3 protein-coding genes (1 of these 3 running past the window's edge) are annotated in these 13,477 nt (G+C 72.3%); 1 reads left to right on the top strand and 2 read right to left on the bottom strand.

Annotation, left to right across the window (positions count from 1 at the left end; genetic code table 11):
- Positions 1–68: 68 nt before the first annotated feature.
- The gene (locus ACIOHG_RS18420; RefSeq protein WP_400951568.1) at positions 69–992 is read right to left on the bottom strand and encodes a glutaminase; all 924 of its coding nucleotides are present in this window, start codon (positions 990–992) and stop codon (positions 69–71) included.
- Between the two features lie 326 nt (positions 993–1,318).
- On the opposite strand from ACIOHG_RS18420, the gene ACIOHG_RS18415 reads away from it, so the two are divergent.
- Positions 1,319–1,954 (top strand): carbohydrate-binding module family 20 domain-containing protein, encoded by a 636-nt coding sequence (locus ACIOHG_RS18415; RefSeq protein WP_400951565.1) that lies wholly within the window; start codon positions 1,319–1,321, stop codon positions 1,952–1,954.
- A 119-nt stretch (positions 1,955–2,073) separates the two neighbouring features.
- Here the strand turns inward: ACIOHG_RS18415 and ACIOHG_RS18410 are convergent, their stop codons facing one another.
- Positions 2,074–13,477: the 3' portion of an amino acid adenylation domain-containing protein gene (locus ACIOHG_RS18410; RefSeq protein WP_400951562.1), read on the bottom strand. The gene runs 1,979 nt beyond the window's last position; only the last 11,404 of its 13,383 coding nucleotides appear in the window; its start codon lies beyond the right edge, outside the window; its stop codon occupies positions 2,074–2,076.

Raw genomic sequence — 13,477 nt, 5'->3', positions numbered from 1 at the left:
CGGCAGGAGCGGGCGGGCCCGTTCCGGAGGACCCGCGCCCGCCCGCCGCTGCCGCCCGACCGGACGGCTCAGAACACCGACAGCCCCGTGAGCGTGGTGAAGAGGTCCAGGGCCGCCACTCCGGCGACGGAGTTGCCCCGCTCGTCCAGGCCCGGGCTCCACACGCACAGTGCGCAGCGACCGGGCACCACGGCGACGATGCCGCCGCCCACGCCGCTCTTGCCGGGCAGGCCGACGCGGTAGGCGAAGTCGCCGGCGGCGTCGTAGGTGCCGCAGGTCAGCATGACGGCGTTGATCTGCTTGGCCTGACTGCGGGTCAGCAGCCGGGTCCCGTCGGCGCGTACGCCGTGCCGGGCGAGGAGGGCGGCCGCCAGGGCGAGGTCGGCGCAGGAGGCGGCGACCGAGCACTGGCGGAAGTACTGGTCGAGCAGGAGCGGGACGGGGTTGTCGATGTTGCCGTAGGAGGCCATGAAGTGGCCGAGGGCGGCGTTGCGGTCGCCGTGCGCGGCCTCCGAGGCGGCGACCGCCGGGTCGAAGTCGAGGTCCGGGTTCCCGCTCTCGGTGCGCAGCAGCCGCAGGAGCTCGCCCGCGGCGTCACCGGTGCGGGTGTGGAGGCGGTCGGTGACGACCAGGGCGCCGGCGTTGATGAACGGGTTGCGCGGGATGCCGTTCTCGTACTCGAGCTGTATCAGGGAGTTGAACGGGTTGCCGGAGGGTTCGCGGCCCACGTGCTCCCACAGCTCGTCGCCCTCGTGGGCCAGGTCCAGGGCCAGGGTGAAGACCTTGGTGATGGACTGCGCGGAGAAGGGCTCGCGCCACTCGCCCACCCCGTGGACGGTGCCGTCCAGTTCGGCGACGGCCATGCCGAAGGCGCGCGGGTCGCGGGCGGCGAGCGCCGGAATGTAGTCGGCGGACCGCCCCCGGCCGGGCGTCCGCGCGACCTCTTCGGCGATCTGTTCCAGAACCTGCTGATAGTCCGTGGTCGGTGTCACGGCCCCATTGTCCTCATCAGGCTCACGGGAACGGTCGCCCCGCCGGGTGGGCACGTGCCTGCAAGAAGTTTCATGCAGGTAACGCGGAACCCTCTCCCACATGGTCGAGCAGGCAGGCTGGCACCTCGGAAGAGCCGATTTTCGGCCAAACGATCTCTACGATTTCCGCACCATGTGCTCGCCATGCCCACCTCATGCTGTCCCGGAAAAATCGATCCACCAGCGGAGTTGAGCAAAACTCGCCCCGCGAACACGCCCCCGGACGCCGGTCTGAAAAAGTTTTCATGAGCTTGCGCAAGAAAGCGGTCCCGCTCCAGGCTGCGGGCATGACGAATCAGCTTGCCCGCACTCGCACCCTCATCCGCGCCTCGCGTCCGCTCGCTCTCGCCACCGTCGGAGCAGCCGGCCTCCTGGCATCGCTGACCACCGCGCCGTCCGCCTCCGCCGCCGAGGGCACCGCGCCGCCGGCCTGCGTGCAGTACTACTCGAGCTGGCGCTACACCCAGGTCGCCAACGACTGCTCCACCGCCGTCAGCGTCAGCGTCCAGTACACCAACGGCCAGAGCAGCAGCTGCCAGACCGTCCAGCCCGGCACCTGGGCCACCTTCAACGGCTACGGCACCGACATGAACTACGTGACGGGCCTGCTGACCTGCACCCCCGCGCCCGTGGCCGCGGTCTTCCACGCCAACGCCACCACCACCTACGGGCAGAACCTCTACCTGGTCGGCGACCTCGCCGAACTCGGCGGCTGGGACCCGGCGAAGGCCGTCCCGCTGACCACGGACGGCACCAGCTACCCGGTGTGGACCGCCGACCTGCAACTGCCGGCGGGCACCCCGATCGCGTACAAGTACCTCATCAAGAACCCCGACGGCACCGTGGTCTGGGAGAGCGGGGCCAACCGCACCGCGACCACCCCCGCCACCGGCACCTTCACCGCCGACGACACCTGGCACTGACCGCCGGGAAGAACGACTCACCGGGGAGAGCGGGTCGCCGGGGGAACGGATCGGCGGCAACCCCGCCACCCGAAGGTCCGGGCCCGGCACCCCCCGGTGGGGTGCCGGGCCCGCGGTGGTCAGCCCCGGGTGGTCGGGTGCTCGCGGATCACCCGGGCGACCTCGGCGAGCGGGGCCGGGTTCATCAGGCCGTGGTGGGTGGCCGTGACCGGGTGGTCGAGGATGCGGCCCGTGACGTGGCCGGCCCAGGCGTCGGCCGTCGGGGTACCCTCCGGGCGCTGCTCGGTGGCGGTGAAGAAGAGCAGGTCGCCGCGGTAGCTGCCGGGCCGGAAGTCCCGCATCAGCCGCACGTGCCGCTCCCAGGCCTCGCCCATCGCCACCAGGTCCTCGGCGGAGAAGGCCGCCGAGGAGCCCTCGACCAGCGCCCGCACCACCTGCTCCCGGGTGAGCGCGACCCCCTCCGGGGCCGGTCGCTCGGCCTGGAACATCTCCAGGAAGACCCCCAGGGTCTCCTGCTCGTCCCGTTCCGCGCCCTGCACCATGTACGCCTGCTGCGGGTAGGCGTCCAGGATCGCCAGCAGCGCGACCTCCTCCCCCAGCGCCTGCAGGTGCGCGGCGATCGCGTGCACCACCAGCCCGCCGAAGGAGTGCCCCAGCAGGTGGTACGGCCCCGCCGGCTGGACCTCGCGCAGCTGCGCCACGTAGTCCGCGGCCATCTGCTCCACCGTCTCCGGCAGCCCGTCGGCCCGGCTCAGGCTGCGCGCCTGGAGGGCGTACAGCGGCCGCCCCGGCAGGTAGGGCAGCAGCCGGCTGTAGCCGAGGCCGACCCCGTACCCCGCGTGCACGCAGAACAGCGGCGGCAGCTCGCCGTCCCGGCGCAGTGGCATCAACTCGGCGAACTTGTCGGCGGGTTCGGCGCCACCGGAGGTGTCGGCCGTACGCTCGGCCAGGCCGGCCGGGGTCGGGGCCTCGAACAGGTCGCGCAGGGCGACCTCCTCGCCGAGCGCCGCCCGGACCCGGCCGAGCAGGCGGGTCGCCAGCAGGGAGTGCCCGCCCAGGTCGAAGAAGTCGTCCTCGACACCGACCTGCGGCAGCCCCAACACCTCCGCGAACAGCGTGACCAGCACCTCTTCGCGCGGGTTGCGCGGCGCCCGCCCCCCGGTGGTGACGGGGAGTTCGGGCGCGGGCAGGGCACGCCGGTCGAGCTTGCCGTTGCCGGTCAGCGGCAGCGCGTCCAGCGCGATGATCGCGGCCGGGACCATGTACTCCGGCAGCACGGTGGCGAGTTGAGCCCGCACCGCTGCCTGGTCCCACCCACCCGCCGGGACGACGTAGCCGGTCAGCCGCCGGTCGCCCGGACGGTCCTCCCGGACGATCACGGCGGCCTGCGCGACAGCCGGGTGCGCGCTCAACGCGGCCTCCACCTCGCCGAGTTCGATCCGGAAGCCGCGCAGCTTGACCTGCTGGTCCGCCCGGCCCATGTATTCGATCAGCCCGTCACGGTTCCAGCGCGCCAGGTCGCCGGTGCGGTACATCCGGGTGCCGGGCTCCCCGTATGGGTCGGCGAGGAAGCGCTCCGCCGTGAGGCCCGGACGGTCGAAGTAGCCACGGGCCAGGCCCTCGCCCGCGAGGTACAACTCGCCCACGCAGCCCGCCGGTACGGGGCGCAGTGCGGCGTCGAGTACGTATGCCCGCATGTTGTCGAGCGGTCGGCCGATCGGCAGGGCGGTGCCGGTGTCGTGCACGGTGTGGGTGGCGGCGAAGGTGGTGGTCTCGGTCGGGCCGTAGCCGTTGACGACCTCGATCCCCGGACAGGCCGTGCGGATTCGCTCGACCGCGAGCGGGGAGACCACGTCACCGCCCGTCCACACCTGGCGCACTCCGGCCAGGCAGGCCGGGTCCTCCTCCGCCACCAGCGCGAACAGTCCAGCCGTCAACCAGAGTCCAGTGACATCGAATTCACCGATCGTCTGCGCCAGCGAGGCCGCCGACACCTCACCCGCCGGAGCCACCACTACCTGACGGCCCGTCAGCAACGGCGTCCAGAGCTCGAACGTCGACGCGTCGAAGGAGTACGGCGAGTGCACCAGCACCCGCGCCAACCTCTCCCCCGCGAACCGGCCATCGACCGCCAACGCCACCACGTCCCGGTGCGTCACCGCGACACCCTTCGGCCGGCCCGTCGAACCGGAGGTGTACATCACATACGCCAACTGGCCAGCATTGAGGTCCAGTTCGAAGGTATCGGCAGTCTCCGTGCCGACGGTCAGGACGGTCCGCCCCAGTTCGGCGGCCTGCGCCGACAAGGTGGTGTCGGTGAGGACGACCATCGCGCCCGTCTCCGCGACGATCGCCTCCCGGTGCGCCAACGGGTAACGGGCGTCCAACGGGACGTAGCAGCCACCCGCCTTCAGCACCGCCAGCAACGCCACCACCAAATCCGGCGAACGCTCCATCAACACCGCCACCGGCGATTCGGCCCCGACGCCTTCCGCCGCGAGCCGACGCGCCAACCCGTTCGCCCGCGCGTCCAGTTCGGCATAACTCCACACCACACCGTCCGCCCGCAACGCCACCGCCTCCGGCGACCGCGCCACCTGCACCGCAAACAACTCCGGGACACTCATGGCCGGGACCCCGGTCATCGGGCCGTCCCACCGGTCCACGACCGAGGCGCGCTGCGGGCCCGACAGGACCTCGATGGAGCCGAGCGGGGTGCCGGGGGCCGTCTCCAGTGCGTCGACCAGCCCGTCGAGTGCGGTGTGCAGCAGGTCGCAGACCAGGTCCGTCCCGATCGGGGCCAGGGTCTGCGACTTGAGCACGAAGCCGTCGCCGAGGTCGTCGACCGACATGGTGAGCGGGTAGTTGGTGCGCTCCTTGTTGTGCAGCACCTCGATGCCCGCCGGCCCGTCGGCCACCGCCTCCCGGGCCGTCGAGCCCTGGCTGTGGCGGTAGTTGAACAGTGCGGTGAACAGCGGGGCAGTCCCCTCGATGCCGCTGGCCCGCTGGGCGAGCGCGAGCGGGGCGTGCTCGTGCACCAGCAGGTCGGCGAGTTGTCCGCGCATCGCCAGCAGGGCTTCGGCCACGCCGGTCCCGGCGGTCGGCACCCGCACCGGCAGGGTGTTGATAAACAGGCCGGGCACCCGGTCCGCACCGGTGCCGCCGCCCATCCGCCCGAACAGCACGGTGCCGAAGACCACGTCGGACCGGTTCGAAGTGGCCGCGACCACCCTGGCCCAGGCGACGTGGAAGACGGTGGCCGGGCTGACGCCCAGGCGGCGGGCCTGCTCGCGCACCCGGTCGCCCAGCGCCGGGTCCACGGCCAACCGGCCCTCGGCCACCCCGTCCGCGTCCCCGCGCACGTCGAGCAGGCCGAACGGCGCGGTGGGTTCGGTGACGTCGCTGAGCAGGCCGGCGAAGAAACGCTCGTGCTCCGCCCGGGAGACCCGCAACCTGGCCTGGGCGACGAAGTCGCGGAACGGCAGCGGCACCGGCAGCCGGTCGCGCTCGCCCGCCAGGACAGCGCCGACCTCGTCGAGCAGCACCTCCATCGCGGTGTGATCGGTCGTCAGGTGGTGCCGCTGCAACAGCATCAGCCAGCGCCCCGTACCCGGTTCGGCCGCCACGAACGCCTTCATCAGCGGCGCCCGCCCCAGGTCCATCGTCGCCGGGCAGGCCGCCTCCAGTTCGGCAACCGGATCGCCGTCACCCGTCAAGGTGAGTGTTTCCACCGGGAGTTGGGCACTCCGCGCGACCACCTGGACCGGCTCGGCGAGACCGTCCCAGACGACCGCCGTCCGCAGCACGTCGTGCCGGTCGATCACCTGCTGGAGCGCGTCGAGCACCGCATCCAAACGGCTCCGGGAGTCGAAGGTGAGCACCGTCGGGAGGACGTAGACGTCCCGGCCGCCCGCGTGCAGCAGGTGGTGGAAGAAGATGCCCTCCTGGAGCGGCGCGAGCGGGTACACGTCCGCGATGTTGGCGGCCCCACCCGGGAACTCCCCGACGATACGGTCGAGTTCGTCTTGCGTGAGCTGCGCCAGCGGCAGCATCGCCGGGGTGAGCGCGTCCGCACCCCCCGCCGGGATCAGGTTCGGTGGGACGACCACCTCGGCGACGGCCGAGGCCGCAGCCAGCCCCGCCGGGGTCGGGGTGGCGAACAGCGCCCGGACGCTCACCTGCACCCCGCGCGAGCGCAGCCGCTCGACCAGTTGGACGGCGAGCAGCGAGTGGCCGCCCAGCTCGAAGAAGCTGTCGTCCGCGCCGACCCACTCGACGCCGAGCAGCTGCCCGAACACCTCGCACAGCACCTCCTCCCGCGCCGAGACGGGCGCCCGGTAGCCGGTGGTCGCGGTGAACTCCGGCGCGGGCAGAGCACGTCGGTCGAGCTTGCCGTTGACGGTCACCGGGAGTGCGTCCAGGGCGATGATCGCGGCCGGGACCATGTACTCCGGGAGGACGGCGGCGAGTTCGGCCCGGACGGCCACCGGGTCGAAGGGGCCGTCGGCGACCACGTAGCCGACCAGGCGCTTGTCACCCGACACGTCCTCGCGCGCCAGCACGGCAGCCTGCGCGACGGCAGGAAGCTGCGCGAGAGCGGCTTCGATCTCACCGAGTTCGATCCGGAAGCCACGGACCTTCACCTGGTCATCCGTACGGCCCAGGTATTCGAGGCTGCCGTCCGCCCGCCAGCGGACCAAGTCGCCCGTGCGGTACATCCGAGTGCCGGGAGCGCCGTACGGGTCGGCGAGGAAACGCTCCGCCGTGAGAGCAGGGCGGTTGAGGTAGCCCCGCGCCAACTGCACACCAGCCAAGTACAGTTCACCCGCCACACCCACCGGGACCGGGCACAGCCCAGAGTCGAGGACGTAGACGCGGGTGTTCCACACCGGGCGGCCGATCGGCACCACACTGCTCGCCGGGTCCTCCGCACACGCCCAGGACGTGACGTCGACGGAGGCTTCGGTCGGGCCGTACAGGTTGTGCAACGCAACGCCCGGCAGCACACGGGCAAACCTGTCACGCAGGTCCGCCGGCAGCGCCTCACCACTGCACAGCACCGCCCGCAGCCCCGTGCACTCGGAAGCCGTCACCTCCCCCATAAAGGCTTGGAGCATCGACGGCACGAAGTGCGTCACCGTCACCCGCTCCCGACGGATCAACTCCGCCAGGTACGCCGGGTCGCGGTGACCGCCGGGGCGGGCCACCACCAGCGCGGCGCCCTCCAGCAGCGGCCAGAAGAACTCCCACACCGACACGTCGAACCCGAACGGCGTCTTCTGCAACACCCGATCAGCGGACGTCAGACCGTACTCCGCCTGCATCCACGCCAGCCGGTTGACGATGCCCTCGTGCGGCACCACCACACCCTTCGGACGCCCCGTCGACCCCGACGTGAAGATCACATAGGCGGGATGCTGCGGCGCCAGACCATGATCCGGCAACGCCTCCGAAGGCCACTGCTCCGAAGCATCGACCAGTTCACGCGTCACCACCACCGGACTCGCCGCCTCGCCGAGCAAGTACTCCACCCGCTCCGCCGGAAGCTCCGGATCGACCGGCAGATACGCACCACCGGCCTTGCCGACCGCCAGCAACGCCACGACCAGTTCGGCCGACCGCTCCATCAGCACGGGGACGACCGACTCCGGCCCCACCCCACGATCCACCAACAACCGCGCCAACCGATTCGCCCGCGCATCCACCTCACGGAACGTCAGCCCCGTGCCCTCGAACACCACCGCCACCGCATCCGGAGTACGCGCCACCTGCGCAGCGAACAGCTCCGGCAGCGTCCCACCCGGCACCGCACGCGCCGTCTCGTTCCAGCGGGTGAGCAGGCGGCCGCGCAGGTTCTCGTCCAGGACCTCGACCGTGTCGAGTCGCGTTCCGGGTGCGGTCTCCAGGGCCGTCACCAGGTTGTCCAGGGCGGTGTGCAGGAGGGTGCAGACCAGGGCGGGGTCGATCGGGGCGGCGGCCTGGGCCGACAGGGTCAGGGCGGTCCCGAGGTCGTCGACGGAGACGGTGAGGGGGTAGTTGGTGCGGTCGTGGCCGTGGCGGACGGTGATGCCCTCGGGGGCGGCGTCCTGCGGGGTGGTGTCCGGGGCGGTGCCGTGGCGGTAGTTGAGCAGGGCGGTGAACAGGGGGGTGCCGCCGCCGGTTCCGGCGGCCTGCTGGGCGAGGGCGAGCGGGGCGTGTTCGTGGACCAGCAGGTCGGTGAGGCGGCCGCGCATGGTGCGGACCGCGTCCAGGACGCTCGGGCCGGCCGTGTCGATCCGGACCGGGAGGGTGTTGAGGAACAGGCCGAGGACGCGGTCGGCACCGTCGCCGGAGTCCATCCGGCCGAACAGCAGGGTGCCGAAGACCACGTCGTCCCGTCCGGAGGTGGCGGCGACCACCCGGGCGAAGGCGACGTGCAGCAGGGCGGCCGCGCTGACGCCGAGCGTGCGGGCGCGTTCGCGGAGCCGGGCCGCGAGTTCGGCGTCCACGGGGTGCTTGGCCTCGCGCACCGTGCTGCCGTCGCCGCGCACGTCGAGCAGGCCGAAGGGGGCGGTGGGTTCGGTGACGTCGCCGAGCAGGTCGGCGAAGAACTGTTGGTGCTCGTCGCGGGAGAGGCCGAGCCGGGCCCGGGCGACGAACTCGCGGAACGGCAGCGGGGCGGGGAGGCGGTCGGTGTCGCCGGTCAGGACGGACCGGACCTCCGCCATCAGCACCTCCATCGCGGTGTGGTCGGTGATCAGGTGGTGGCGCTGGAGGACCAGCAGCCAGCGGGCGGTGCCGGGTTCGGCGGCCGCGTGGGCGCGCAGCAGCGGGGCGCGGGTCACGTCCATGGTGGTCGGACAGGCGGCGGAGAGTTCCGCCATCGGGTCCCCGTCCCCGCTCAATTCCACTATTTCGAAGGGAAGTTCGGCGTGCCGGGCGACCACTTGGAGCGGCTCGGGCAGGCCCTGGTGGTGGAAGCCGGTGCGCAGGATGTCGTGCCGGTCGACGACCTGCTGCAGCGCGGCGAGGAAGGTGTCCAGCCGCTCGCGGGAGTCGAAGGTCAGCACGGTCGGCAGGACGTACGGGTCGTCGCCGCCTTCGCCGCCCTCGCCGGTGGCCAGCAGGTGGTGGAAGAGGATGCCCTCCTGGAGCGGGGCGAGCGGGTAGACGTCGGCGATGTTGGCGGCCCCGCCCGGGACGGCGGCGGTCAGACGGTCCAGCTCCTCCTGGGTCAGCCGGACCAGGGGCAGTTGCTCCGGGGTGAGTGCGGTGGCACCGGCCGGGATCAGGTTCGGCGGCACCGGGGGCCGGGCAGCGGCGGTGGCCGCGCCGAGGCCGGCCGGGGTGGGCGTGGTGAACAGGGTGCGCACGTCGACCCGGAGGCCGCGCGAGCGCAGCCGCTCGACCAGCTGGACGGCGAGCAGCGAATGACCGCCGAGTTCGAAGAAGTTGTCGTCCAAGCCGACCCGGGCGGCGCCGAGCACCTCGGCGAAGGCCGCGCAGAGCAGCTCCTCCTGCGGGGTCGACGGCGCCCGGTAGGCGGTTCCGGTGCCGAACTCCGGCGCGGGCAGCGCGTTTCGGTCGAGTTTGCCGTTGACGGTCAGCGGCAGCGCGTCCAGGGCGACGATCGCCGCCGGGACCATGAACTCCGGCAGGGCGGCGGCCACGTGGGCGCGCAGCACGGCCGGTTCGAAGTCGGCGAGGTCGCCGGCCGGGACGACGTAGCCGACCAGGCGCTGATCGCCGGGCACGTCCTCCCGGACCAGCACCACGCTCCGCGCGACGGCGGGGTGCGCGGCCAACACGGCCTCCACCTCGCCGAGTTCGATCCGGAAGCCGCGGATCTTCACCTGGTCGTCGGTGCGGCCGAGGTAGTCGAGTTCGCCGTCGGCGTTCCAGCGGGCCAGGTCGCCGGTGCGGTACATCCGGGTGCCGGCCGGGCCGTACGGGTCCGCGACGAAGCGCTCGGCGGTGAGAGCGGGCCGGTTGAGGTAGCCGCGGGCCAACTGGGCCCCCGCGATGTACAGTTCGCCCGCCACACCGACCGGCACGGGACGCAGCGCGGCGTCCAGCACATAGGCACGGGTGTTCCACATCGGGCGGCCGATCGGGACGACGGCGCCCAGCTGTTCGCCGTCGCGGAGCAGGTGGTCGGTGCAGCCGACGGTCGCCTCGGTCGGGCCGTAGTGGTTCACCACCGCGACGCCGGGGTTCCGCTGTCGCCACGCCGCCAGGTGGGCCGCCTGCGAGGCTTCGCCGCCGACCATCAGGCGGCCGGTGGGCAGGTGGGCGTCGGTGAGCGCGTCGATGTAGGCCAGGCCGCTGGGGGTGGCCTTGAGGAAGCTGAGGCGCTGCCCACCGAGCTGGTCGGGCAACTGCTCGTCCAGCGCGGCGAGCTGGACGCTGCCACCCGAGACGAGCGCCCCGTAGAGCACCGTGACGCCCGCGTCGAAGGAGATCGAGGCGTGCATCAGGGTGTGCCCGGCGAGCTCCGGATAGACCTCGACCGCCCGGACGAGGTAGTTGACCACGCCCGCGTGCGGCACCAGCACGCCCTTGGGGCGCCCGGTCGAACCGGAGGTGTAGATCACGTACGCGGGCTGCCGCGGATCGATCGCCACTCCGAGATTGCTGCTGTCGTATCCCGAAATCAACTCATAGGCCAGAGACAGAGACTGATGTTCAGTCAGATCCGATGAGGTCAGGACGACGGTCGGTCGTGCGTCGGTGAGCATGTGGGCGATCCGCTCGGCCGGGTACTCCGGGTCGATCGGCACGTACGCCCCACCGGCCTTCAGGGCGGCGAGCATCGCCACGACCACGTCGACGGAGCGCTCCATCAGCACCGCGACCAGCGACTCCGCCCCCACCCCGCGCTGCACCAGCAGCCGGGCCAGGCGGTTCGCCCGCCCGTTCAGCTCCGCGTAGCTCAGCACCGTGCCCGCGTACAGCACCGCCGGCGCATCCGGCGTCCGGGCCGCCTGCGCCTCGAACAGCGCCGTCAACGTGGTCGCCGGAACATCGTGAGCTGTGTCGTTCCACTCGGTGAGAATGCGACGGCGCTCGACCGGGGCCAGCACCTCCACCCGGTCCACCGACCGCTCCGGCGCACCCAGCAGCTCACCCAGCACCCGGACGAAACGCCCGGCCAGCCGTTCGGCGTCCGGTCGGTCGAACAGGTCGGCGGCAAAGGTGACCGTGCCGCGCAGGCCGGTCGGGGTGCCCGTCGGGTCGAAGGACTCCGCGAGGGTGAACGCCAGGTCGAAGCGGGCGGCCAGGTCGCCGGTGGGCACCGATTCGACGGCGAGGCCGGGCAGGTCGAGGGCGGCCTCGGCGTTGTTCTGCAGGGACAGCATGACCTGGAAGAGCGGGTGGCGGGCCATCGAACGGGCCGGGGCCAGCTCCTCCACCAGCCGCTCGAAGGGGACGTCCTGGTGCGCGAACGCCGAGAGGTTGCCCTCCCGGACCCGGCCCAGCAACTCGCGGAAACTCGGGGCGCCGGACAGATCGGTGCGCAGCACCAGCGTGTTGACGAAGAAACCCACCAGGTCGTCAAGGGCCTCGTCGGTGCGGCCGGCGACGGGGGTGCCGATCGGAATGTCCGTGCCCGCGCCGAGCCGGGACAGCAGCACGGCCAGCGCCGCCTGCAGCACCATGAACACCGTCACACCCTCGGCCCGCGCCAACTCGGCGAGCTCGGCATGCAGTTCGGCGGGGACGGCCAGCTCCACCGTACCGCCCCGGTGACTCGCCACCGCCGGACGGGCGTGGGTGGTCGGCAGCACCAGCTCCTCCGGCAGGTCGGCCAGAGCAGCACGCCAGAACGCCAGTTGATCGTCCAGTACGCCGTCCAGCAGATCGCGCTGCCACAGCGCGTAGTCCGCGTACTGCACCGGCAACGGCACCCAGTCCGGCGCCCGACCGGCAAGGCGGGCCGCATACGCGGTGGACAGATCCCGGGCCAGCGGCACCATCGACCAACCGTCACCCGCGATGTGGTGGACCACCACCAGCAGCACGTGGGCTTCCGGACCCTGCTCGAACAGCCAGGCGCGCAGCGGCAGTTCGGCGGCGAGGTCGAAGCTGTGGCCGGCGGCGCGGGTGAGCGCGGCGGTGTCGAACGGGGCGACCGTGAGCAGCGGGCCGACCTCGGCCGCCGCGCGCACGCGCTGGCAGGGGTGGCCGGAGTCGGTGCCGAAGACGGTGCGCAGCACCTCGTGCCGGGTCACCACGTCGTGCAGCGCGGACTGCAGTGCCGCGACCTGCAGCGGGCCGGTGAGGCGCAGGCAGAGCGGGATGTTGTAGGTGGCGCTCGGCCCCTCCAACTCGCCGAGGAACCAGAGCCGTTGCTGCGCGAACGACACCGGCAGCACCTCCGGCCGCTCCCCCGCGACCAGCGCCGGACGACCCTGCCCTGCACCCTCCAGGCGGCCCGCCAGAGCCGCGACCGTCGGCGCCTCGAACAGCGTCCGGATCGGCACCTCGACCCCCAGAGCGGTACGGACCCGGCTGGCCAGCCGGGTCGCCAGCAGGGAGTGCCCGCCCAGGTCGAAGAAACTGTCGTCGACACCGACCTGCGACAGCCCCAACACCTCGGCGAAGAGCGCGGCCAGCACCTCTTCACGCGGAGTGCGCGGCAACCGTCCCTCGGTGACAGCCAGTTCAGGGGCGGGCAGAGCACGGCGGTCGAGCTTGCCGTTGCCGGTCAGCGGCAGCACGTCGAGCGTCACGATCGCGGCCGGGACCATGTACTCCGGCAGCCGGGCCGCCAGCCAGGCCCGCAGGTCGGCCGGGGCGAACGAGACGGCCGGGACGACGTAGCCGACCAGGCGCCGGTCACCGGGACGGTCCTCCCGCACGATCACCGCCGCCTGCGCGACGGCCGGGTGCGCGCTCAACGCGGCTTCGATCTCGCCGAGTTCGATCCGGAAGCCGCGCAGCTTGACCTGCTGGTCCGCCCGGCCCATGTACTCGATCAGCCCGTCACGGTTCCAACGCGCCAGGTCGCCCGTCCGGTACATCCGCCCACCCGCCGAACCGTACGGGTCGGCGACGAACCGCTCCGCCGTCAGACCCGGACGGTCGAAGTAGCCACGGGCCAGACCTTCACCCGCGAGGTACAACTCGCCGACACAGCCGACCGGCAGGGGGTGCAGGCCCGCGTCCAGGACGTACGCCCGCATGTTGTCCAGCGGCCGGCCGATCGGCAGCGCCCCTGCCGGGGTCTGCGTCACCCGGTGCGTCGCGGCGAACGTCGTGGTCTCGGTCGGGCCGTAGCCGTTGACCACCTCGATGCCCGGGCAGGCCGCCAGCACCCGTCCCACCGCGAGTGGGGAGACCACGTCACCGCCCGTCCACACCTGGCGCACTCCGGCCAGGCAGGCCGGGTCCTCCTCCGCCACCAGCGCGAACAGTCCAGCCGTCAACCACAGCCCCGTGACATCGAATTCACCGATCATCCGCGCCAGCGAGGCCGCCGACACCTCACCCGCCGGAGCCACCACCACCTGACGGCCCGTCAGCAACGGCACCCACAGCTCG

Source organism: Kitasatospora sp. NPDC088134, from assembly GCF_044741705.1.
Classification (GTDB): domain Bacteria; phylum Actinomycetota; class Actinomycetes; order Streptomycetales; family Streptomycetaceae; genus Kitasatospora.
The sequence above is the reverse complement of the archived record's forward strand: the minus strand, read 5'-3'. Positions and strand labels throughout refer to the sequence as shown.